Origin of the sequence: Mycolicibacter engbaekii, assembly GCF_002101585.1 — a bacterium.
In the GTDB taxonomy this organism is placed as follows: domain Bacteria; phylum Actinomycetota; class Actinomycetes; order Mycobacteriales; family Mycobacteriaceae; genus Mycobacterium; species Mycobacterium engbaekii.
In genome coordinates this window covers 165,421-188,648 of the sequence record NZ_LQOT01000060.1, presented here as the reverse complement: position 1 = coordinate 188,648, position 23,228 = coordinate 165,421, and the positions used below count along the sequence as shown (strand labels likewise).

The window sequence follows — 23,228 nt, the reverse complement described above, 5'->3', positions numbered from 1 at the left end:
TCAGCGCCCGCTGAAGGTTTCGCGCAGTCGGCTGAACAGGCCGCCGCCGTTGTGTGGCGTGTTCGCCGAGCGAACCTCGGCGGTCTCGCGGTCACGGTGCTCTTTGAACTTGCGCAGCAGCTCGGTGTCGTGGTTGTCGAGGCGTTCGGGGACCACCACCTCGATGTGAGCGTGCAGGTCACCGCGGACCCCGGTGCGGACCTGCGGCATACCGTGGCCGCGCAGCACGATGGTCGCACCGGGCTGGGTGCCGGCCGGGATGGTGATGTCGGTGGCGCCGTCGAGGATCGCGTCCACGGTCACGGTGGTGCCCAGTGCTGCGTCGACCATCGGCACCGAGATGTGGCAGTGCAGGTCGTCGCCGTCGCGGGCGAAGATCTCGTGGGGTTGTTCGTGTACCTCGACGTAGAGGTCACCGGCCGGTCCGCCGCCCGGGCCGACCTCGCCCTGGGCGGCCAACCGGACGCGCATACCGTCACCGACTCCGGCCGGGATCTTGACGCTGATCTCACGGCGCGCGCGCACCCGGCCGTCGCCGCCGCACTGATGACACGGGTCCGGGATCACTTCGCCCACGCCGCGGCAGGTGGGGCACGGCCGCGAGGTCATGACCTGGCCCAGCAACGAACGCTGCACGCTCTGCACCTCGCCGCGTCCGTGGCAGGTGTCACAGGTCGCTGGGGCCGAGTCGCCGTGGGTACCGCGGCCCTGGCAACGGTCGCAGAGCACTGCGGTGTCGACTGTGACGCGCTTGGTCACACCGGTGGCGCACTCGGTGAGGTCCAAGCGCATGCGCAGCAGGGAGTCCGACCCCGGCCGCACCCGGCCGGTCGGGCCCCGGGAGGCCGCTCCGCCGCCGAAGAATGCCTCGAACACATCCCCCAGGCCCCCGAATCCCGAGGCGCCTCCGAATCCGCCGAACCCGTTGCCGCCGCCACTCTCCAGCGGGTCGCCACCGAGGTCGACGATGCGGCGCTTCTCCGGGTCGGACAGCACCTCGTAGGCGGCGGTGATCTCTTTGAACTTGGCCTGCGCCGCCTCGTCGGGGTTGACGTCGGGGTGGTAGGTGCGCGCCAGCTTGCGATAGGCGCGCTTGAGCTCGGTGTCGGTGGCGCCCTTATCGACGCCCAACAAGCCGTAATAGTCGCGTGCCACGCCTGACCTTCCCAAACTTCTGTCGCCGGGGATCAGCGAGCCCCGAGCACTTCACCGATGTACATAGCAACTGCTGCAACACTGGCGATGGTTCCCGGATAGTCCATCCGGGTGGGACCAAGCACCCCCATACCCCCGTACACGGTGCCCTGTGACCCGTAGGCGGTGGACACCACCGAGGCGCCGGCCATCTCCTCCGCCTCGGTCTCGTGACCGATGCGCACCGTGACTTTACCGGCTTCCTGCTGCACCGCGAGCAGCCGCAGCACCACAACCTGCTCTTCGAGCACTTCCAGGACCGATCGCAGCGAATTGCCGAAGTCGGCGGCATTGCGGGTCAGGTTGGCGGTACCGCCCAGCAGCAGGCGTTCCTCGCGGTGATCGACCAACGACTCCAGCAGCACGGTGGCCGAGCGCCCCACCGCGTTGGCCAGGCCGGGAGCCAGCCCACTGCGGCCGTCGAGATGCCCGGCGAGTTCGGCGACGGCGGTGGAGGCCGCCGAGATCCGCTTGCCGTCCAGCGCGGCGCCGAGCATCTCCCGCAGCTGGCTGAGCTGGTGGTCGTCGATGGGCTCGCCCAACTCGACGATGCGCTGATCGACCCGGCCGGAGTCTGTGATGACCACCAGCAGCAGCCGCGCCGGGTTCAGCGCGATCACTTCGAGGCGCCGCACCGTCGACACCGACAGCGTCGGGTACTGCACAACGGCCACCTGGCGGGTCAGTTGCGCCAGGGTGCGCACCGCCCGGCGAAGCACATCGTCGAGGTCGACACCGGAGTCCAGGAACGACAGGATCGCCCGGCGCTCCGCGGCTGACAGCGGCTTGACCTCGTCGATTCGGTCGACGAACTCCCGGTACCCCTTCTCGGTGGGTACCCGGCCGGAACTGGTGTGCGGTTGGGCGATGTACCCCTCGGCCTCCAGTACCGCCATGTCATTGCGCACGGTGGCCGGTGAGACTCCCAGGTTGTGCCGTTCGACGAGGGCCTTGGAGCCGATGGGCTCCTTGGTGGCGACGAAGTCGGCGACGATGGCACGCAATACCTCGAAGCGTCGATCATCTGCCACGCCCATGGAGCTCACCTCCTGATTCGCACAGCTACGGCCGTCCTCGATTTTACGGTGAAGCCGCAAACAGCCGGTGTTCGATGCTGTGCACGATGCCAGGCGCGCGATCTCGCCCCACCCAGGCAACCTCGACGAAACAAGCGGCGGGCGGCGACGGCTCGTCTCGCCTTCGCTGAATTCAGGTATTCCACCTCCGGCCACGGTAGGTCAGCAGGGGTGATACCCACGGTGGGGCGCGATGCGCTGTGACGCCGCGTCGGTCGCTCATGGTTAGCTCAGGTATTGCGCGTGCGAACAACGACATGACGATTCCTCAGGTCTGTGACCATCAGGGATCTTCAAGATGGAGGATCTGCTCTCACCATGTCCGACTTCCCCTACACGGACCGCTTCACCGTCAACCGCACGCTGCCCGAGCAGGGCAGACCGCGTGAGGAAGTGCTGGCGGAGCTGCGTGAGATGGCGCAGGCCGAGGATCCCACCTGGGAGACCGGCAAGGTGTCCGGAACCATGTACTGCGGCGACCACGAGCACTACCGCTTCCTCGATGAGGCGTTCGGACTGTTCGCCCATGTCAACGTGCTGCAGCGCGACATCTGCCCGTCGGCGACCAAGTTCGAGGGCGAAGTGATCGCCATGGCACTGGATCTGATGCACGCCGAGGCCGTCACCGACGGCGAGCCGGTCGGCATGGTCACCACCGGCGGCACCGGCAGCATCATCCACGCGCTGCTGGCCTACCGGGAACACGCCGCCAAGCACCGGGGCATCACCCGGCCGAACTTCATCAAACCCGAAACCGGTCACCCGGCGTTCGACAAGGGCTGCCACCTGTTCGGCATCGAACTGCGCAAGGCTCCCATCGATCCGAAGACCGCCCAGGCCGATGTCGACTGGGTGGCCAACAACATCGACGAGAACACCATCGCGATCATGGGCTCGGCGTGCAACTACGGCTACGGCACCGTCGACCCGATCCCGGAGCTGGGACAGGTGGCCGCAGAGCGCGGGGTGGGGCTGCACGTCGACGCCTGCCTGGGCGGTTTCGTCCTGCCCTTCGCGAACGAGTTAGGTTATGACGTACCAATTTTCGACTTCCGCGTGCCCGGCGTCACCAGCATCTCCGCCGACAACCACAAGTACGGCTACGCCCTGAAGGGCGCCTCCACGCTGCTGTTCCGCGACAAGGCGTACCGCAACGCCCAGTACTTCTACCTGCCGGACTGGACCGGCGGCAAGTACATGTCCCCCGGCATCGAAGGATCGCGCTCGGGCGGACTCATCGCTGCCGCATGGGCGTCGATGGTGCAGCTTGGCCGCGAGGGATACCTGCGCTACGCCAAGGCGATCCTGGAGACCGCCTCGGCGATGCAGGATGCGGTCCGCAGCCACCCCGAGCTGACGATCATCGGTTCGCCCACATTCTGCTTCAGCTTCCGGTCCGACGAATTCGACATCTACCACGTCGCCGATGCCATGAAGCCCAAAGGCTGGCGGTTCAACGGCCAGCAGTACCCCAACGCCATCCACATGGCGGTGACCCGGCCGCAGACCCAACCCGGTGTGGTCGAAGCCTTCGCCGCCGACCTCGACGAGGCGATCGAGTACGCCAAGAAGAAGACCGCCGCCGGTGAGTCACCGATCAGCGCCGCGGTCTACGGCGGTGTCCCCGGCGGGATGACCGATGAGGCGGCTCAGTTCATCGAAAGTCTTATGGAACAGATCCTCGACACCCAGCAGTCCCTGCCGCCCCTATGAGCGGAGCGGAGCGTGTAGAGCGCGTCGTTCTGGCCGTCGACCTCGGCACTGGGGGACCCAAGGTCGGTTTCGTGTCGTTGGACGGCACCGTGCTGTGGTCGGACCTCATCTCGGTCTCGACCGAGTATGGGCCGAACGGAACCGCCATTCAGGACGCCGGTCTGTGGTGGGAGATCGTCCGCGAAGCCACCAGACGCGGCCTGACCGAGAGCGGCGTGCGCGGCGAACAGGTGGCCGGCGTGTCGATCACCGGACAGTGGGCCAGCACCGTTCCCGTCGACGCCGACGGACATCCGGTGGGCCCGTGCGTCATGTGGATGGACACTCGAGGTGCGCCCTACAGCCGCAAGGCATTCGGGGGCTGGCTGGCCGGCTACCGGCCACGGGCCCTGGCCAGCTGGCTTCGTCGCAATGGCGGGGTGCCCTCACCCAGCGGCGACGACCCGGTCGGGCACATGTTGTACCTGCAGCACGGCGACCCACAGGTATTCGCGGCCACCCGCTGGCTGCTGGAGCCGGTCGACTACCTCAGCATGCGTTTCACCGGCCGCGCGGCCGCGTCGCGGGCCTCGATGATGGGCACCTGGCTCACCAACAACCGCAACCTGGACGTGCTCGACTACGACGACGTTCTGGTGCGACTGACCGGTCTGGACCCGGCGAAACTTCCCCCGCTGGTGCCGATCGGCTCCATCATCGGTCCGGTGGCACCGGCAGTCGCCGCCGAACTCGGCATATCGCCTGCGGCCCAGGTGGTCACCGGTATCCCGGACCTGCACAGCGCGGCGGTGGGTTCTGGTGCGGTGCGCCATGGTGAGCTGCACATAACCATCTCCACCACATCGTGGATCAGCTGCCCGATGGCGTTCAAGAAGACCGATGCGTTGCACCAACTGGCCACCGTTGCCGGCCTCGACCCGACCTCCTATCTACTGGTCAACAACCAAGACACCGCCGGCCGGGCGCTGCAGTGGTTGCGCGACACCGTGTTCGACGATCTGGACTACGACACGCTGACCGCGGTGGCGGCGGGCGCACCAGCCGGCTCGAACGGGGTGATCTTCACGCCCTGGCTCAAAGGCGAGCACTCCCCCGTCGATGACCGCCGCGCCCGCGGCGGATTCCATAACCTGTCGCTGGCCACCACCCGGGCCGACCTGGTGCGCGCAGTGCTCGAAGGGGTCGCCTACAACAGCCGCTGGCTGCTCGACTGCGTGAACCGGTTCACCCCCAACGCCGGACCGATCCGGATCGTCGGCGGCGGGGCACGTTCAGATCTGTGGTGCCAGATCATGGCCGACGTCACCGGTCGGACCTGCGAGCGGGTGGCCGACCCGCTCAACGCACAGTTGCGCGGCGCGGCACTGTTCGCCGGGATCGGGATGGGCGAGTTGGATCGCGACGCGTTGCGCGACCTGATCCCGCTCGACGGTGTATTCGAGCCGGTGGCGGCCAATCAGGCGGTCTACGACCGGCTCTTTGCCGAGTTCCCCAGGCTCTACAAGTCGCAGAAGGGCATGTTCGGCCGGCTCAACCGCTGACCCGCCGACTCCTTCGAACGATGCAGCCCGGCTACCCGCGCTCGGCCGCCATGGCCTCACGAAGACTCTTGGGCCGCAGGTCGTTCCAGTGCTGCTCGACATACTCCAAACAGGCCGCCCGATCGGCGCCGTGTTCAGCTCCGTAGACCACTCGCCACCCGGCGGGAACATCGGCGAACGTCGGCCAGAGACTGTACTGCTCCTCGTCGTTGACCAGCACGTAGAAGCTGCCGTTCTCGTCGTCAAAGGGATTGGTGCTCATCGGATCTCCTCGGTATCGGTGGCGTAGCAGAAAGGTGGGCGCCCAGCACCCGGTCGGACAGCAGGCCCAAGCAGCTCAGGTTGGGAAAACCGGGTCCCTGGGTGAGCCCGGCCAGGTTCGGCAGGAAGAGTTTCGGCGCGACGTCGGCGACGGCCAGGTCATGTCCGATCGCCTCGGCCAGCCGGTCACCGGACAGCGGCCCGCCCAGGCCCAACTCGAGCAGGTCCAGCGTGTCCTGGCCGAACAGCGACACGAACCACAGAGGGTCGGCACCGGAACCATCGATGACCAGGTCAAAGCCGTGCACGGTTTCGAAGTTCTCACCGGCGCGGTTGGTGCTCAGGGTCAACCGGATTCGGCCGTCGCGAGCCACGGCGTGCGCCACCCGGCCCCGCAGGTGGCGGATCCGGTCGTCGGCCAACAGCGCATCCTGTACCCGGGCCGAGAACACCCCACGATCGGTGCGGGCCAGCGCATCTCGACGCTCAGCCAGGGTCAGAGCAGCCCAGTCCACGGGATCGGAGAACAGCGTGTTCTCGAAGAAGCTCTCGCCCCGGGTGAACAGGGTCACCTGTGGGGAGATCACCGTGATCGTCGAAACGCGATGGCGGAACAACTCATTGAGCATCGACGCGGCGGTCTCGCCGCCCCCGATCACGGCGACACGCTCCGCGCTGATCCGGTCGGCTGCGGCCCGGTGCCAGAACTGCGCAATGGAGAGCACCAGCGGGTTGCCCGGCAGAATCGACTTCTCGGCCTGGCCCGGCCCGGTGATCATCACCGCGTCCGCGGCGACCGTGGTCTCCCGGGTGCGCAGCACCCAACCGGCGCCACTCACCCCCAGCCGCTCCACCTCACCGGGAATCACGCTGAGTGCCACCGCGTCGGCCACCCAGCGCAGGTACTGGCTCCACCGCAGGTGCGTGGGCGCCGGCCGGCCGCGGTCGACCCACTCGGCGAACTGACCGGTGGCGATCAGATAGGACTGCCAGCCATAACGAGTCATTCGCTCGTCGAGCTCGGCGTTGCGGCCGGCCACCAGGGCGGAGCGGTACGGGAAGCCGACGTCCTTCTCCGGACTGGTGCCCAGCCGGTGCGCGCCGTCGGTCCAGCCCCCGGAGGCTCGCCAGTTCGCGGCGACCTCGGTGCGTTCGACGGCGACCACGTCCGGTGCGGCAACGCCCATCTCGCGCAGCACGGCGGCCTTCGCGGCCACCGCGACGGCCTTGGCCCCGGCGCCCACCACCGCAAGTGTGCTCACAGAGCCTCCCCGAGTGCCGTTACCGCGTCACACCACAGCGCCGCCAGATCAGCGGCTTCCGACGCGGTGGTCAGCTGCTCACTCCAGCACCAGGTGGTCCGCAGCTGCGGACCAGCCGCGCCAATGTGCACCGCAGCGATCACATCGAACGTATAGCGCAGCGGGAGATCGGGTTCGGACACCAGCGGCAGCAGCGCGTTCAATTCCGGATCTGAGCACAGTGTCCATGGCGCCGCATGCGGAGTCAGGTCGAGCCGTCCGACGTAGTTGAACTCCACCTGTGGGTGCGGCGCGGCGACCAGTTCGGGATCGCGGCGCTGGTAACGCAGCAACCCGTAATCCAGCCCGTTGCCGGGCACCGTGGCGAGGTGCTCCACCACCGCGCGCAGCAGGGCACGCGCGGCGGCCGGCTCGTTGCGCGCCGCCGCAATGTCCACCGGCGCCGCTCCGCCGAGCCTCACCGGGAACACGTTGGTGAACCACCCCACCGTGGCCGAGGAGTCCAACCCCGGCAGCAGAGCATCTTCGCGTCCATGGCCCTCTAGGGCCACCAGAATCCCGTTCTCGGTCGGTTCACCGCGCTGGACCCGCCACGCCGTCAGCGTCATCGTCAGCGCAGTCAGCAGGAATTCGCGGACCCCGACACCGGCTGCGGCCACCTTGTCCAGCATCACCGTCGTGTCGCGCACCTCACTCAACGCCTCTGTGGTTCGCAGTGAGGCCCAGGTATCGCGACGCGGATCAGGCAACCGAGCACCCAGCGGGAGTTCGGCCCCGCGCAACTGCTCCAGCCAGTAGTCGCGTTGCGCAGTCACCTCCGCGCTCGCCGCGCGCTGCTTCAATGCCTGCGTCCACTGCCGGTACGTGTTGTACTCCCCAGGCAAACAGGGCGGTTCGGAAGCGCCGACTTGCGCCCATGCCGCAGCCAACCCCGACAGCAGCACATACCAGGAAACCACATCGGTAGCCAGGTGGTGCACCACGAGCAGCAGACGACCCTCCGCTTCAGAGTCACACCACAGCGCCCGGATCATGGCCCCGGCAAACGGGTCAATACCGTCCACCACCTCACGGGCATGGACGGCTAAGGCGTCGGCCGCCCGCCCGCTCACCCGAGTCAGCACGTCGACCACGGCCACCGCACCCGGCGGTCTGGTGACTAGCCGGTAGTCCCCGTCGACGAAATCCAGACGGGATCGCAGCATATCGTGCCGGTCCACTACCGCCTGCAGCGTCGATTTCAGTTGCGCCTCTTCGATGCCCGGCGGCAACCTGATCAACATCGTCTGGGCCAGTCGGCGAAAGTTACCGTATTCGTAGAGCCACGAGACGATCGGCACCGGCACCACCTCGCCGAACCGCTCTGCACCCTCGGTTACGGGCAATCCGGGTGTTTCCTCTGCAAGATCAATTGCGGCAGAGAGTAATTCAATAGTGGGGTTTGCCAGAACCATGCGCGGTGTCACCGCTAACCCGCGCAGCTTGTTCGCCAGGGAAATCGCCACAATGCTGTCCATACCCAGCTCGAACAGGTCCTGGGTGACGCCGGGCGCGGCGCCGTCGAACAGCTCGGCCAGCGCAGCCGCCAACATCCGTTCAGTGTCGGTGCCCGGCGCCCGACCTGCGTCGTCGGACGCGACGTCGCCGGCCCGAGCGAGTAACGCCTCAACATCTAGTTTTCCGTTGGCCGTCAACGGCATAGCGGCTACCGCGATAAGCCTTGATGGCAACATATAGACCGGTAGGCGGGCACCGACGTCGGCCCTTACCCGAGACAGGTCCGCGCCGGCTGGGCCCGCAACGAAGCCGACCAGCCGAGTACCACTGTCACTTCGCAGGGGCAGAACCGCCGCCGCCGCTACGCCTGGGAGCGCCGACAGTGCGGCTTCGATCTCAGCGATCTCCACTCGAAATCCGCGCACCTTGACCTGGTCGTCGCGACGCCCCAGGAAACTGAGCTGCCCGTCGGCACGGCGCCGAACCAGGTCCCCAGTGCGATACATCCGGCCGCCTGCGAGAAACGGATCCGCGACGTAGCGGGCGGCGGTCTCCCCGGAACGGCCCAAGTAACCGCGCGTGACCTGAGCGCCTGCCAGGTATAGCTCGCCAGCAACGCCGTCGGGCACTTCGCGCAGAGAGGAGTCCAGCACGCGGGCGATCATGCCCCGCACTGCTTCTCCGATGACTGGGACATCAGCGTCGGCAACGTCGGCGACGACGGCCTCCACCGTGGTCTCGGTAGGCCCGTAGCAGTTATGGACGGCCGTCGCGGGGGCCGCGCGCAGTCGCGCCCACGTATGCGGGGCGATCGCCTCCCCACCAAGCGCCAGCACGGTGAGCCGGTGCTCGGAGCCGGCATCCAGCAGGCCGGCATCGAAGAGTTGGGTGAACATCGACGGCGAGGTATCGATCATGTCCAGGCGGTGCCGGCGAATGCCATTGATGATCGCCTCGGCATCACGCATCTCCTCGGCGGAAAACAGGTGCACACTCTGGCCGCCCAGCAGCCCGACCAGCGGTTGCCAGCTCGCATCGAAGCTCAGTGACCAGGCATGCGCGACTCGCAGTGGCCTTCCCAGCCGCGCGATTGCAGGTGCGTACATGCGCTGCTGATGATCGGCGAAGTACGACGCCAGCGCACGGTGCGTGCCGATGACCCCCTTGGGTTCGCCGGTGGAACCGGAGGTGAAGATCACATAGGCGGCCGAGTCCGGGTGGATCGCTTCCGGCGTCGGGATCTGCACCGCATCGTCGGAGCGCAGTTCGGCCAGTAGTTCGCCGGTCAGCGTCAGCTTCGGCTCAGCTTGGCGCAGAATCGATTCGATGCGCGCATTGGGCAGGTCGATATCGATAGGCACGTAGCCAGCCCCGGCCTGCAGCACCGCCAGAATCGCGATCACCGAGTCCAGCGAGCGCGGCAACGCTATCGCGACCCGGTCTTCGGGACCGATCCCCCGCCCGGCGAGCGCCCGCGCCAATCCGGCGGATTCGACCGCCAATTCGGCGTAGGTCAGGCTGCGGTCCTCGCCGGTGAGCGCCGGCGCGTGCGGGTGAGCCGCGGCTGCCGCAGCGAACAGCGCGGGCACCGACAAGGCCGGGTCGTCCCCGCTCTGATTCGCCGAACCTGCCTGGGGCGCCGGATTGATGCGGGCCCGCTCACCGGGCAGCAGCACGTCCAAATCGGCGACCCGGGACCGTGCCGGATCGGGAAGCTGGCGCAGCACCTGCAACAGTCGCTGGCCGAGATCGGGAACCGACAATTCTCCCAGCGCATCTGGGATGGCCTCGAGCAGGACGGTGAGCCGGCCGTCGCGGGGCGGGTAGCTGACCAGGGTCAGCGGATAGTGCGTGAGGCTTTCCACCGTCACCGGGATGAAACGCACCCCGTCATCGGTGGTGACCCCGGCGGTGGCCGAGCCGATGGGCGCATTCTCGAATACCAGCAGGGTGTCGAACACCGCGTTGCCGCTGGCCCGCTGCACCGCCGACAGGCTCAGGTACCCCAGGTCGCGCATCGCAGCGGCATCGCGTTGCAGCGCTTGGCAGGTGGCGACCACCTCGGCGCGCGGCGGTGTCGACGCGGCCACCGGGACGGTGTTGATGAACAGCCCGACCATGGTTTCGACGCCGGTGAGCTGTTGCGGGCGGCCCGACACCACCGCACCGAACACCGTGTCGGTCCGGTCGGTGAGCCGGCCGAGCAGCACCGCCCAGGCGAACTGCAGCACGGTGTTGAGCGTCAGACCGTGCCGGCGGGCCCACTCGGTCAGACGCGCGGTGGCGTCGGTGTCCAGCGCAATCTCGGAGGTCTGCGGGATGGCACTGCCCACGGCGGCTCGGTTGCCGCCGGCCAGCATGGTCGGGGCGCTCACCGGATCCAGGTACTCACGCCACCGCTGTGTGGCTGCGGCGCTGTCTTGTCGGGTCAGCCAGCCGATGTAGTCGCGGTAGGGCCGCGGGGCGGGCAGCGGGTCGACGCCGCCGGCGCGGTAGATCGCCACCATTTCGTCGAAGAACACCGCCATCGACCACCCGTCGATCAGCAGGTGGTGCACGGTGAGAATCAGCCGGTACTGCTTGGGGGCCGACTGGACCAGTACGAAGCGCAGCAGCGGTCCGCGACCCAAGTCAAAGTTCGTGGTGCGTTCGATGCGGGCAATTTCATCGAATTCACTTGTGGAGGCTTCGATCTCGCGCCAGGGAAGGACCACCTTCGCCGGTATGATCTGCACCGGGTGCGGCAGGTCGACGTCCCAGAATGACGCTCGCAGGTTCGCATGCCGGGCCAGCATCGCCTCGGCGCTGCGGCGCAACAGCCCGGGATCGACGGCACCGACAATGTCGATGACGAACTGCACGGTGTAGACGTCGACGCCGTCGCGCTCCCCACCGTCATCGGTGACCAGCTTCGCCAGCGAGAACAGCCCCTGCTGCAGCGGGGAGAGTGCCAGCACGTCCTCGATCGCCGCAGCGGGCGCAGCGCTGCGCGCGGATGCGGTCTCGGTCACGGCGAATCGCCCCATGCCGCGGTCAGATTGGCCAGCGCGTCGTTACTCAGCCCTGAGACGCTCATCGGCTCGAATGCCGTGTCGGCGGATTCGACGGTGCCGCCGGCCGCGGCCTGAAGGTCGACGGCGGCGGCCAGTTCGGCGAACGTCGGGTGCTCGAAGATCATCCGCGGGTCGACGTCCAGGCCCGCCGCGCGCGCCCGAGCGGCAAGCTGCACCGACAGGATGCTGTCACCGCCGAGTTCGAAGAAGCCGTCGCTACGACCGATCGCCGCGACTCCCAGCAGCTCGGCGCAGATTCCGACCAGGGTCTCTTCGGTGGCGGTGACCGGGGGGTCCGATGCCCCGCGGGTGGCCACCGCGGGCTGCGGCAGTGCGGGCCGGTTCAGTTTCCCGGAGTCCGTCAGCGGCATGGCGTCGAGCACCGTCAACGACGAGGGGACCATGTAGCCGGGCAGGCTCGCGGCCACGGCAGCGCGCACCGAGGCGATGAATTCTGCCGCGTCGGAGACGGGGCCGGCAGGCACCAGGTAACCGGCCAGGGTGGTGACACCGCGCTGTTCCCAGGTGCGGGCGGCGGCGGTAGCCACACCCGGCGCACCGCGCAGCGCGGCCTCAACCTCGGCCAGCTCCACCCGGAAGCCACGCACCTTGACCTGGTGATCGGTGCGACCGACGAATTCCAACACCCCGTCCACGGTCCAACGGGCTCGGTCGCCGCTGCGGTAGAGCCGGTCGCCGGGCGTGTCGGAGAAGGGGTTGGCGACCAACCGGGTCGAGGTCAGGCCCGGCCGCTTCCAGTACCCGCGGACGACCTGTGGGCCCGCGTAGTAGACCTCGCCCACCACCCCGGGCGGAACCGGCTGCAGCGCGTCGTCGAGCAGGTAAGCCTGCGCCCCGGGCGTGGGCCGGCCCAGTTTGGGTGTGGGTGGCTCCAGTTCGCCGCGCACCACCGCACCCGAGGTCTCGGTGGCGCCGAAGTTGTTGAGCAGTTGAGCATTCGGGTCGAGCGCGTCGCCGAGGCGGGCCAGCAGGTCCGCCGAGACGGGTTCACCGCTGCACACCAGTCGGCGGAGGCCGCGCAACGTAGCGTCTGGTTCATGCGGCGGTCCCAGCTTCGGCTCTCCTCCGTCGAGCCTCGCTGAACCGCCGGACTCTGCCAGCACCGAGATCAGGCTGGCCACCGCGGTCACCTGCGCCACTCGTTCGTCCACGATCAGCCGAGCCAGCGCTTCGGGGTTACGGAACTCGTTGTCGTCGGCCAGAATCAGGGTCGCCCCGGCGGCCAGCCCGGCCAGCATCTCCATGCCGCCTTCCAGGAACGTCATCGACGACTGGGCCAGCCGGATGTCCGCACCGGTGACCGGGTAGTGAGCGATCTGCCAGTTCAGGCGTGCGCTCATCGAGCGGTGGGTGCCCAGCACGCCCTTGGGCACACCGGTGGACCCGGAGGTGAACACCAGGAACATCGGGTCATCGGGGTGCGGCACCGGAAGGTTCAGCCCGGCAACGTCGTTTGTCAGCTCCGCCTGGACATCGGCGTCATCCAGGCACAGCAGCGTGACACCGTCCGGTGCCGGAATCGCTTCCCGGGTGGTCGTGCTGACCAGAATCACCCTGGCCGCTCCGGGCGCGAAATCGGTGTCGGACAAGACGGTGTCGGACAAGACGGTGTCGGACAAGACGTCGCCGATCATGAACTCGAGGCGCTGACGCGGATAGCTCGGGTCCAGCGGAAAGTAGCCGGCGCCGGCCTTCATGATGCCGACCAGCGCCACCGGCAGATCCAGGTCGCGTCGCACCGACAGACCCACCAGGGTTCCGGGTTGCACGCCGGCGTCGATCAACAGCTCGGCCAGCCGGTCGGACCGGCTGTGCAGCTGTGGGTAGGTGAGCTCGGCTCCGGCGCATCGCACGGCGACGCCCTCAAAGCTGCGGCTGGGTGCCAGCACGTCGGCGATGGTCTTCGGATCGCCGGCGGGAATCTTTGCACCGCAGCTCCACTGCTGCAGGATGCGCCTCCGTTGGTCATCATCGACCAGGCTGATGTCGCGCAGCGTCTGTCCCGGATCACCTGCCATGGCTGCCAGCACCCGGCCCAGCCAATCGGCCAGCCGCTGCACGGTGGCACGCTCGTAGAGGTCGGTGCGGTAGATCAGGTGTCCGTCATAGCCCGCTCCGTCGGCGTCCGCTGTGGCGAAAAGATTCACCGACAGGTCCGCGTGCGCGATGTCGAACGTCGGCATCACGGTGCGGAAGACCAGGTCGCCGTCGGGGCCGCTGTCGATCACGTGGGTGACGTCGGCCGCCTCGCGTACGTGGACCACCACCTGGAACAGCGGGTTACGCGACAGCGTCCGGACCGGGTTGAGCGCCTCGACCAGCCGGTCGAACGGAAGGTCGGCATGGGCGTAGGCGCCCAGCGCGACTTCCCGCGCCCGCGATACCACTTCGCGCAGTGTCGGGTTGCCCGCCAATCGGTTTCGCAGAACCACGATGTTGACGAAGAAGCCGACCAGGTGGTCCAGTGCGCTGTCGGTTCGTCCGGCGATCGGCACGCCGAGCGGGATGTCGTCGCCGCTGCCGGCCAGATGCAGCAGCACCGCGACCGCGGACTGCACCACCATGAACTCGGTGGCACCGGTCTCGCGGGCCAGTGCCGCCAGTCCTGCTCGCACCTGCGGGGGGACGGTGAATGCGACCGAGTCGCCGGAGCCGTTGGCGGTGGCGGGACGGGGATAGTCCGGCCGCGGCCCGGTGTCGTCGGCCAGGCCGGTCAGTTGCTCGATCCAGTAGCGGCGCTGCGCCTCGATCAGCCCGGACTCATCACGCAGCAGTTCGCCCTGCCAGTGCGCGAAGTCCGCGTACTGCAACGGCGGCGGCTCCCATGCCGGCGCGGAGCCGACCGCGCGGGACCGGTAGGCGATCAGCAGGTCGGTGAAGAGCACCTCGACCGACCAGTGGTCGGCGGCAATGTGGTGCACCACCAGGGACAACACCCGTTCGTCGCCGGGCAGGTGCAGCAGCGCCGCCCGGATCGGCCAATCCCGTTCCAGGTCGAATGCGACGCCGCGCTGCTCGTCGAGCCGGGCTTGAGTCCACGCCGCAACGACATCCGGATCGGTTTCGGGGCACTGCAGTTCGGTCACCGGCACCGCCGCGGGTGCGTTGATGACTTGGTGGGGCACGCCGTCGATCTCGCGGAACGTGGTGCGCAGACTGTCGTGGCGGGCCACCACGTCGCCGATCGCGGCGGTCAGGGCGGCCGTGTCGCACGGGCCGGTGAGCCGGGCCGTCAGCGGAATGTTGTCGCCGGTGGCGGTCGGGTCCAGTCGGTAGGCGAACCAGGTTCGCAGCTGCGACGCCGAGACCGGAAGGTCACCGGAGCGCGGTACGGCGACCAGCTCCGGTCGCCCGGCCCCGGTCTCGCCGAGCTGCGCCGCCGGCGCCCGGTCGATCGCGGCCGCCAGTCGGGAAACCGTGCCGGCTTCGAAGATCTCCCGGATACCGATCTCCACCTCGCAGCGGGCGCGGATCGCCGCGACCAGTTTCGTGGCCAGCAACGAGTGACCGCCGAGATCGAAGAACGAGTCGTCGGCACCCACTTTGTCGCGGGAGAGCAGCTGGGCGAACAGCTGCGCCACCACGTGTTCGGTGTCGGTCTGGGGCTCCCGGTAGGGCGTGCTCTCGATCGGCTGCGGATCGGGCAGCGCAGCGCGGTCGATCTTGCCGTGCGCGGTGATCGGGATGTCGTCGACCACCACGTACGCTGCCGGCGCCATGTACTCCGGCAATGCCGCGGCCACCCGGGCCCGGATCCGAGCTACCTCCACCGTGTCTTCGGCTGCGCCGGCGCCGGGGGTCAGGTAGGCGACCAGGCTGCGGCCCAACCCGGGAAGGTCCGACACCACCACCACGCACTGGCCGACGCTGGGGTCCACCGAGATGGCAGAGGCAACCTCCCCGAGTTCGATCCGGAAACCACGGACCTTGACCTGGTCGTCGGCGCGGCCGATGAACTCCAGGTCGCCGGCGGCATTGCGCCGGGCCAGATCACCGGTGCGGTACAGCCGCTGGCCGGGCGTCCACGGGTCGGCGACGAACCGCTCGGCGGTCAGACCGGGGCGGTCGAAGTAGCCGCGGGCCATATGTGTTCCGCCGATGTAGATCTCGCCGATCACCCCGACCGGCACCGGCTGCAGGGCACCGTCGAGCAGCCACATGGTGGTGTTGATGTTCGGGCTGCCGATCGGCACGATCCGGTTGCCCTGCGGGCCTTCCACCTTGTGCCGGGAAGAGTTCACCACGGTCTCGGTGGGGCCGTAGAAGTTGTGCAGCAGGGCATCGAAAGTGGCGTGGAACTTGTCTGCGAGTTCGCCCGGCAACGGTTCGCCACCGATCGGGATGCGCCGCAGGGTGCGCCATTGGTTGACGCCGGGCAGCGAGAGGAACAGTCCCAGCAGCGACGGCACGAAGTGCATGGCGGTGACGCCTTCGCGCTGCAGCAGGTCGGTCAGGTAGCCGATGTCGCGCAGTCCGTCCGGGCGCGGAATCACCAGCCGGGCACCGCTTCCCAGGGTTCCGAACAGTTCCCCGATCGACACGTCGAAGCTCGGCGATGCGACCTGCAGCAGCACGTCGGTGTCGTCGACACCGTATTCGGCACCGAACCAGAGCAGATATTCGGTGATCGGGGCGTGCGATACCTCGACGCCCTTGGGCAACCCGGTCGAACCCGAGGTGTAGATGAGGTAGGCCAGATTCTCCGGGCGCAGGGGGCGCACCCGGTCGGCGTCGGTCGGGTCGGTGTCGGGCCGCCCGGCCAGCTCGTCGGTGGTCAAGGGTTCACGCAGCACGATCGACGGCCGGGCGTCACCGAGGATGAATTCGATACGGTCCGGCGGATATTCGGGGTCGACGGGAACGTAGGCGGCGCCCGCTTTGGCGATGCCCAGGGCGGTGACCACCAATTCCGTGCAGCGGCCGAACAGCACCGCGACCTTGTCCTCGGTGCCGATTCCCGCGGCGATCAGGTGGTGCGCGACTCGATTGGCGCGCGCGTTGATCTCGGCGTAGCTGTACCTGCCGTGGTCGTCGACGACGGCGATGGCGTTCGGGGTGGCCGCTGCCCGGGCGGCCACCAGCGCACCGAGGGTGGCCGGCGCCTCGGGAGCCGGGATGAAGTCCGGTCCGCGGGATATCGCTTCCAGCCAGGCGCGGTCGTCATTGCCGAGCATGTCCAGCTCGCCGACGGTCGTCTCCGGCTTTGCCACCGCGGCGGACAGCAGCTGAACCAGGTGCCGCAGCAACTGCTCGACCAACGGCCCGTCGAGCACGTCGTGCAGATATTCGGCCTCGATCAGTGCACCGTCGGCGTCGGCCTCCACCATGATTCCCAGCGGAAGCTGGGCCACCTTGCCGCGGTAATCGGCACGGGTGCAGGTGATCCCGTCCGGCTGGAAGCCGCCGCCCTGGGTCGATCGGAAGCCGAAGCTGAGTCGGGTGAGTCGTTCCACTCCCCCGTGCCGACGGTCCGGGTTGAGTTCACGCACCACCCGGTCGAGGTTGATGCCCTGGTGGCCGAATGCCCCCAGTGCGGCGTCGCGGGTACGCGCCAGCAGATCGCTGAACCGGGTAGCAGCGTCAACTTTCGCGCGTAGCACCACGGTGTTGCCGAAGTAGCCGATGGCCCCTTCGGTGCCGGCGGTGCGGTTGAGCACCGGTGAGGCGATGAGGAAGTCATCGGTGGCGGTGTAGCGGTGGATCAGGGCGGACAACGCCGCGGCGATCACCATGTAGGGCGTGGCGCCGTTGCTGCGGGCCAGCTCGGCGATGTCGGACATCAACTCGGCGGGCAGGGCGTGGGTGCACAATCCGGCGCGCAGCCTGCTGGGTATCGCCGAGCCGTGCGGGCCGGGCAGCTCCAACGGGTCCGGTGGGTCGGCCAGCAGGGTCCTCCAGTAGTCCAGCTCCGCTTCGTGGCCGAAGCCCGTCGCCGGGACGGGGTGCGGCACCGGCGCACGGGTGGCGAACTGCTCCGGGTCGGTATAGGCGGCGGTGAGGTCGGCGAAGAAGACCGCCCAGGAGTCGTCGTCCCAGGCGATGTGGTGGGCCACCAGCAGCAGAATGTGTTCGTCCGGCGCGATCCGGACCAGGGTGAGCCGCAGCGGGGCATCGGATTCCAGCCGGAACGGGGTGGCGAATTCTCGCTGGGCAAGCACTTCCAGGCGCAGCGCCCGGGCCTGCTCGGCGAGGTCGGACAGGTCGTGTGTGGCAAAGCCGGGCGTGACCTCGGCGATCACCGGGTTCGGCTCGCCCGCCTCGTCGACGGGATAGACGGTGCGCAGCACCGGATGGCGGGCAGCCACTGCGGCCAGCGCGGCCTGCAGCCGGGTGCCGTCCAGCGGCCCGGTGAGGCGGTAGGAGACCGAGATGTTGGCCAGGGCGCCGTCCGGGTCGAGCGCCTGCACGAACCACATGCGGCGCTGCCCGTCGCTCATGGTCAGGGGCTGCGATTCATGGTCCGGCGGGGACTGCGGCTGCGCCGGTGTCGATGCGGCCAGCCCGCGTTCGGCGAGGCGGCGGCGCAGCAGTTCGAGCCGCAGCTCGTCTGCGTCAGTCGCCTGGTCGACGGCATCAGTCATGGGTGAACACAGTCCTTTCCGTAGCCGCGGCCGGCGCTGCGTCATCGGTCAGCGTCGCCGTCAGCTGGGCTCCGGTCATTCCGGCCAGCAGCGGACCGAGCGCCACGCGCAGGCCAGTGGCCCGCCCCAGGCGCTTGCGCAGGTCCAGTGCGAGAAGTGAATCCAGGCCGAGGTCGACCAGGGCCCGGTGCATGTCGATGTCGTCCGGGCCTTCCAGGCCCAACACGGTCACCAGTTCGTCGGCGACCACCTCCCCGATCGGGCGGTCGGCCCGCCCATCAGACCTTGCGGCGGTCAGTGATTCGTCGAACGGCGAGGGCACGCCCTGGCTGTCGAAGAACACCGCCAGTCGGTCGAAATCGGCGGCCAGGATCGCCGGGTCGTCGAGGGCGGCACGAAGTCCTGCGGTGATCGCGGCTTCCGGGGCCATCGGCGTGAGGCCGGTCCGCGCGATCCGGTCCTTCTCCTCGCCGCTGACCACCGCCACGCTGCGCCACAGTCCCCAGCGGATGGAGTTGGCGTTGCGCCCCTGTGCCCGCAGCTGACCCACCAGCGTGTCAGCCATCCGGTTGGCCGCCGCGTAGAGTCCGTGTCCCGACCCGCCCCACAGCGCCAGCACCGAGGAGCTGACCAGCACGCGTGCGTCTGCGGTCAGTGGCCACCGGCGTGCCAGGTTTTCCAGTCCGATCACCTTGGCCCCGAACGCGGCCCGGACCGCATCGTCGGTGACCTTGGATGTGGCCACGGCCTCTGCCGACGCCGTGTGGACCAGCAGCCCTGCCGGCGCGGGTCGATACTGCTCGATGACCGCTGCGACTGCGGCCTCATCGGTGATGTCACAGCACACCGCACGGATGCGCGCCCCGGTGCGCGCGCGCAGCGCATCCAACTGCGGCGTCGTCGCATCGCCGGCCCCGCTGCGGCTGAGCAGGACGATGTCGCGCGCACCGTGGTCGGCGCAGAACGCCGCGTAGGCCAACCCGATGGCACCGGTTCCGCCGCTGATCACCACGGTCTGCGGGACGGTAGGCGGCGTTGCCGCGGTGGTGGATTCGACGAATCGTCGCGTTGTCAGGCGCCCCGCCCGCACCGCCACCTCGGTCTCAGTCAGTGACAGTGCGGCGCCGGCGGCGCGCAGATCTGCGGCGGTGGGGTGCGCCGGTAGATCCAGATGCGCGAACGTGTGATCGGGGTAGTCGAACCCGGCGCTGCGATGCAGCGCGGCCAGTGCGGCGCCGCCCGGGTTCGGCGGTGGGTCACCGTCGAGCTGCTCGGCACCACGGGTCAGCAGCCATACCCGCCGGCAGCCGGGTCCTGGAGCAATGGCGGTCTGGGCGGCCGCGTGCGCGGCGAACTCGGCTGTCGCCGAGGCGATATCGGTATCGTCGGCGAGCGGAGCCACCAGAACCAGGAATTCGGCGTCGGCCGGGTCCACCGCTTCGACGTCCAGCGCCGCCCGCAGTTGCGCGGTCAGCTCGGCCGATTGCCCGGCATAGTCGACCACAGCCACCGGGGCGGACCGCTGCTCGGGTTCGGTGACCGGCAGCCATTTCTCAGTCATGACGACCGGGATGTGCGGGCGCGGCGGAGATGATTCCGTGCCGGCCCACAGCCGGTTGGTGTGCATCGGTGCGTGCGGAAAGTGCCGCAGCAGCGCGGGAGCGTCCGGCGGGGCGAAATCGCGCCAGCGGTAACCGGGATCGGCGATGGCCGCGGCGGCGATGTTGGCTGCCAGTGCCTCACCGGCCGGCTGGTCACGGTCGGTGCTGCCCAGCACCTGGGCCGCACCGACGGAGTCGCCGAGTGCCACCAGCAGGGTCGGGTGCGCCGACATCTCGATGAATGTCGTGACGCCGCGCCCGACCGCGGCAGCCGCGGCCATATCGAATCGGACTTGGCGGCGCAGATTGTCGAACCAGTACTTTCGGAACGTGGTGGCGGGCGGAATCGGGCCGCCGTACACCGATCCGATGAATTCCACCGGGGCGCTGTGGAATTGCGCTTCGGGAATTTGCCCGGTCAGCTGGTCTCGCAGCGGCTCCAGGGCGCTTGTGTGCGCCGGGTAGCGCACCGGCAGTTCGCGAGCGAAGACTCCACACCGGCCGGCGGACTCCAGAATCTGTTGTATTGCCGCCAGTTCTCCCGAGACGACCACCGATTCCGGCCCGTTGACCACCGACAGTTCCAGCCAGCCGGGGGTTGCGGCGATCAGCTCGCTGGCGGCGTCGGCGTTCACCGCGATCATGGCCATGCGGAATCGGGTCGGTGCGCCGGCGGCCAGCTGGTCGGTCAGCTGCGCCCGCGCGGCCACCACTGCCACGGCGGCATCCAAGTCCACCACGCCGGCGGTGTAGGCGGCGGCCAACTCCCCCAGGCTGTGGCCGACGGTGATGTCGGGCAGCACACCGAAATGCCGCCAGGTGGCTGCCAGCGCCGCGGCGTGGGTGAACTGGGCGGCCTGGACCACCACGGGATTGGTGTCTTCAGCACCCCGCAGGTAGCCCAGCGGCGACGGGTGACCAGCGCGCCGGAAGGCGTCATCGCAGCGGTCCGCCTCGGCGCGGTACGCGGCTATGCCGAGCAGCTCGGATCCCATTCCGGGCCATTGATTGCCCTGGCCGGGGAACACGAAGGCGGTGCGAGCGGCCTCAGGTTGATGCGACTGAGCCACCAACGGGTGTTCGGCGCCCCGGTAGACGGCGTCGAGGCCCGCGGCGAGCTCGGCGGTGTCGCGGGCCCGGATCACCGCACGGTAGCGGCGCACCGGGCGGGTGGATCGCAGAGTCTGGGCGACCGCCTCGACCGAGGCGGGACGGGACTGCAGGTAGCGCGCCAGGCCACCGGCCTCGGCTGCCACCAGGTCGCGGGCGTGCGCCGAGATCAGCACGGGGGTCCGGCCGTCGGGCAGGACAGTCGGGTGGCTGCTCAGCATGGGGCCGCCTCAACAACGTCGTCCACCCCGACGATCAGATGTGCGTTGGTGCCGCTCATTCCGAACGCCGACACCGAGCCGATCCGTCGCCCGTCGCTTGCCGGCCAGGGGGTGATGGTCTCGGCCAGCGTGATTGCGTGGCCGTCCCAGTCGATGCCGTCGTGCCAGCCCTCGCGGACATGCAGGGTGGGTGGGATCGCCTGATGCTCGGCGGCCAGGAGCACCTTGGTCAGTCCGAGTGCCCCGGCCGCGGCCTGGCTATGCCCGATGTTGGATTTGACCGAGCCCAACCGCGGACCGGCGCCCCCGGTGGTGTCGGCGCCGTAGACGCTGATCAGCGAGCGCAGCTCCACGGGATCTCCGACCCGGGTCCCGGTTCCGTGGCCCTCGATCATCCCGACCTGGCCGGGATGCACGCCGGCGTCGGCCAGGGCGTGCCGGTAAAGCCGCTGCTGGGCCTGCTCGCTGGGGGTGAGCAGGCCGGCGGTGTGACCGTCTTGGTTGAGCCGACTGGCCAGGATCTCGCCGTAGATGTGACGGCGATCGCGCAGGGCAGCTGATTTTCGTTGCAGCACAAAGATTCCAGCGCCTTCAGCCCACACCGTTCCGGTGGCGGCGGCACTGTAGGGCCGGCAGTGGCCGTCGTCGGAGAGCGCGTGCTGCTTGGAGAACTCGACGAAGAATCCGGGCGAACCCATCACGCACACCCCACCGGCGAGCGCCATGTCGGTGTCACCGGTCGAAATCGCCTGCACCGCCAGGTGCAACGCGGACAGCGCCGACGAGCACGAGGTGTCGACGGTGATCGCCGGGCCGGCCAGGCCCAGGGTGTAGGCGATCCGGCCGGAGATCACCGACAGTGCGGTGCCGGGCAGCAGGTGGCCGCTGTGTGCGCTGAACTGCGTCATGTCCGGGCCGTAGCCGGTGACCGACGCGCCGAGGTATACGCCGACGTCGTGCCCGTTGAGCTCGTCGGGATTGATGCCGGCGTCTTCCAGTGCGCGCCAGGCCACCCGCAGTGCGACCCGCTGCTGCGGGTCCATCGCGACCGCCTCGCGGGGTGCGATACCGAAGAAGCCTGGGTCGAATTCGGCGGCACCGGAGAGGAATCCGCCTGCGTTGCAGATCGGCTTGAAACCGTCGCGGCGAGACCCCTCGAGGAGTTCGCGCACCGCCCAGTCACGGTCCTCGGGGATGGCGCTCAGCGCCTCTCGACCGTCGGCAAGAAGTGACCAATACTGCTCGGCGGTGTCGATCCCACCGGGAGCCTCGAGGGCGAGGCCGGTGATGACGACCGGGTCCTCGCGCCGATCATTCATCGGCGATGATCCGCTTCGCCAGGGTCTCGATGTGCTCGTAGTGATAGAAGTGCCCGCCGTCATACAGCGACATCGACCAGGCGCCGGTGGTGTGGTCGGCCCAGCGTTCCAGCAGGTCGGTGCCGATCCGGTCGTCGGAGCGGCCACCCAGCACCGTGATGTCGGCACCGATGGTGGCATCGGGTGCACACGAGTAACGGTTGAACGCCAGGTAATCCGAGCGCACCGGGGTCAGCAGCAGGGTCAGAAACTCCTCGTCGGCCAGAATTCGCGGGTCGGTGCCGCCCAGCTGGGCGAGTTCGGCGCGGAGGTCGGCATCGCCGGTGGGCACCTTGCGCAGCCCGGCCACCAGGCCGGGTGCGGGCGCGGCCGAGGCCCATAGCCGCGGGATCTCGATCCCCCGCTCCTCGGCGAGCCGGGCGAACTCGAACGCGACCAGCGCGCCCATGCTGTGGCCGAACAGGCGCAGCGGCCCGAGCTGGTGCCAGGGCGCGGCATCGAAAAGGCTGCGCGCCAATTCCGGCAGGGTCTCGACGGCCGGCTCGCGGAAACGGTCGGCACGCTGGGGATACTGCATCACGTAGGTGTCGGCACCGGCGGCCAGGGCCAGCGCCAGCGGGCGGTAGTTGACCGCGGTCCCGCCGGCGTGTGGGAAGACCAGGACGGGGGCGCCGGGCCCCGGAAAGCGGCCCATCCAGGAGGGGAACTCCGCGACGGCCGAGGTGTCGTCGACGGCCATTCGATCCCCTCGCAAGTATTAGTAAAGGCTGCCCTAATT

11 protein-coding genes are annotated in these 23,228 nt (G+C 68.8%); 2 read left to right on the top strand and 9 right to left on the bottom strand.

The features are described 5' to 3' along the window. Positions 1-1,155, bottom strand: a complete 1,155-nt coding sequence (gene dnaJ, locus AWC02_RS16240) for a molecular chaperone DnaJ (protein ID WP_064997473.1) — start codon at positions 1,153-1,155, stop codon at positions 1-3. 32 nt (positions 1,156-1,187) lie between these two features. Further along, positions 1,188-2,231 (bottom strand): heat-inducible transcriptional repressor HrcA, encoded by a 1,044-nt coding sequence (gene hrcA / locus AWC02_RS16235; RefSeq protein WP_064997499.1) that lies wholly within the window; start codon positions 2,229-2,231, stop codon positions 1,188-1,190. Between the two features lie 357 nt (positions 2,232-2,588). On the opposite strand from hrcA, the gene AWC02_RS16230 reads away from it, so the two are divergent. Both AWC02_RS16230 and AWC02_RS16225 read left to right on the top strand, forming a co-directional pair. Beyond that, positions 2,589-3,983, top strand: a complete 1,395-nt coding sequence (locus tag AWC02_RS16230; RefSeq protein ID WP_064997472.1) for a pyridoxal phosphate-dependent decarboxylase family protein — start codon at positions 2,589-2,591, stop codon at positions 3,981-3,983. Continuing rightward, on the top strand, positions 3,980-5,524 hold the full coding sequence (locus AWC02_RS16225; protein WP_064997471.1) for a xylulokinase: 1,545 nt from the start codon (positions 3,980-3,982) through the stop codon (positions 5,522-5,524). Before AWC02_RS16230 ends, AWC02_RS16225 begins: the two co-directional genes overlap by 4 nt. Positions 5,525-5,555: 31 nt before the next feature. Here the strand turns inward: AWC02_RS16225 and AWC02_RS16220 are convergent, their stop codons facing one another. From AWC02_RS16220 to AWC02_RS16190, 7 genes are read right to left on the bottom strand one after another with little or no spacing between them, the layout of a single operon-like run. Next, positions 5,556-5,786 carry an MbtH family protein gene (locus AWC02_RS16220; protein ID WP_064997470.1) on the bottom strand — a complete coding sequence of 77 codons (231 nt, stop codon included), beginning with the start codon at positions 5,784-5,786 and terminating at the stop codon, positions 5,556-5,558. Continuing rightward, positions 5,767-7,047 (bottom strand): NADPH-dependent L-lysine N(6)-monooxygenase MbtG, encoded by a 1,281-nt coding sequence (gene mbtG, locus AWC02_RS16215; RefSeq protein ID WP_064997469.1) that lies wholly within the window; start codon positions 7,045-7,047, stop codon positions 5,767-5,769. The genes AWC02_RS16220 and mbtG overlap by 20 nt, the downstream gene beginning before the upstream one ends. After that, positions 7,044-11,570, bottom strand: coding sequence for a non-ribosomal peptide synthetase (locus AWC02_RS16210; RefSeq protein ID WP_085129733.1), 4,527 nt, complete (start codon positions 11,568-11,570; stop codon positions 7,044-7,046). The genes mbtG and AWC02_RS16210 overlap by 4 nt, the downstream gene beginning before the upstream one ends. Next, a complete protein-coding gene (locus AWC02_RS16205) occupies positions 11,552-18,199 on the bottom strand; it encodes a non-ribosomal peptide synthetase (protein ID WP_085129732.1) in 6,648 nt (2,215 codons plus the stop codon). The genes AWC02_RS16210 and AWC02_RS16205 overlap by 19 nt, the downstream gene beginning before the upstream one ends. Further along, positions 18,192-21,131, bottom strand: a complete 2,940-nt coding sequence (locus tag AWC02_RS16200; protein WP_085129731.1) for an SDR family NAD(P)-dependent oxidoreductase — start codon at positions 21,129-21,131, stop codon at positions 18,192-18,194. The genes AWC02_RS16205 and AWC02_RS16200 overlap by 8 nt, the downstream gene beginning before the upstream one ends. After that, complete coding sequence (locus AWC02_RS16195) at positions 21,125-22,450, bottom strand: beta-ketoacyl [acyl carrier protein] synthase domain-containing protein (protein ID WP_085129730.1); 1,326 nt, start codon at positions 22,448-22,450, stop codon at positions 21,125-21,127. Before AWC02_RS16195 ends, AWC02_RS16200 begins: the two co-directional genes overlap by 7 nt. After that, a complete protein-coding gene (locus AWC02_RS16190; protein ID WP_085129729.1) occupies positions 22,443-23,189 on the bottom strand; it encodes a thioesterase II family protein in 747 nt (248 codons plus the stop codon). The genes AWC02_RS16195 and AWC02_RS16190 overlap by 8 nt, the downstream gene beginning before the upstream one ends. Between the last annotated feature and the right edge of the window lie 39 nt (positions 23,190-23,228).

Coding starts and splice junctions, on each gene's coding strand:
- hrcA (WP_064997499.1), bottom strand. CDS start 2,231: ATGGGCGTGGCAGATGATCGACGCTTCGAGGTATTGCGTGCCATCGTC.
- AWC02_RS16230 (WP_064997472.1), top strand. CDS start 2,589: ATGTCCGACTTCCCCTACACGGACCGCTTCACCGTCAACCGCACGCTG.
- AWC02_RS16225 (WP_064997471.1), top strand. CDS start 3,980: ATGAGCGGAGCGGAGCGTGTAGAGCGCGTCGTTCTGGCCGTCGACCTC.
- AWC02_RS16220 (WP_064997470.1), bottom strand. CDS start 5,786: ATGAGCACCAATCCCTTTGACGACGAGAACGGCAGCTTCTACGTGCTG.
- AWC02_RS16210 (WP_085129733.1), bottom strand. CDS start 11,570: ATGGGGCGATTCGCCGTGACCGAGACCGCATCCGCGCGCAGCGCTGCG.
- AWC02_RS16205 (WP_085129732.1), bottom strand. CDS start 18,199: ATGACTGATGCCGTCGACCAGGCGACTGACGCAGACGAGCTGCGGCTC.
- AWC02_RS16200 (WP_085129731.1), bottom strand. CDS start 21,131: ATGCTGAGCAGCCACCCGACTGTCCTGCCCGACGGCCGGACCCCCGTG.
- AWC02_RS16195 (WP_085129730.1), bottom strand. CDS start 22,450: ATGAATGATCGGCGCGAGGACCCGGTCGTCATCACCGGCCTCGCCCTC.
- AWC02_RS16190 (WP_085129729.1), bottom strand. CDS start 23,189: ATGGCCGTCGACGACACCTCGGCCGTCGCGGAGTTCCCCTCCTGGATG.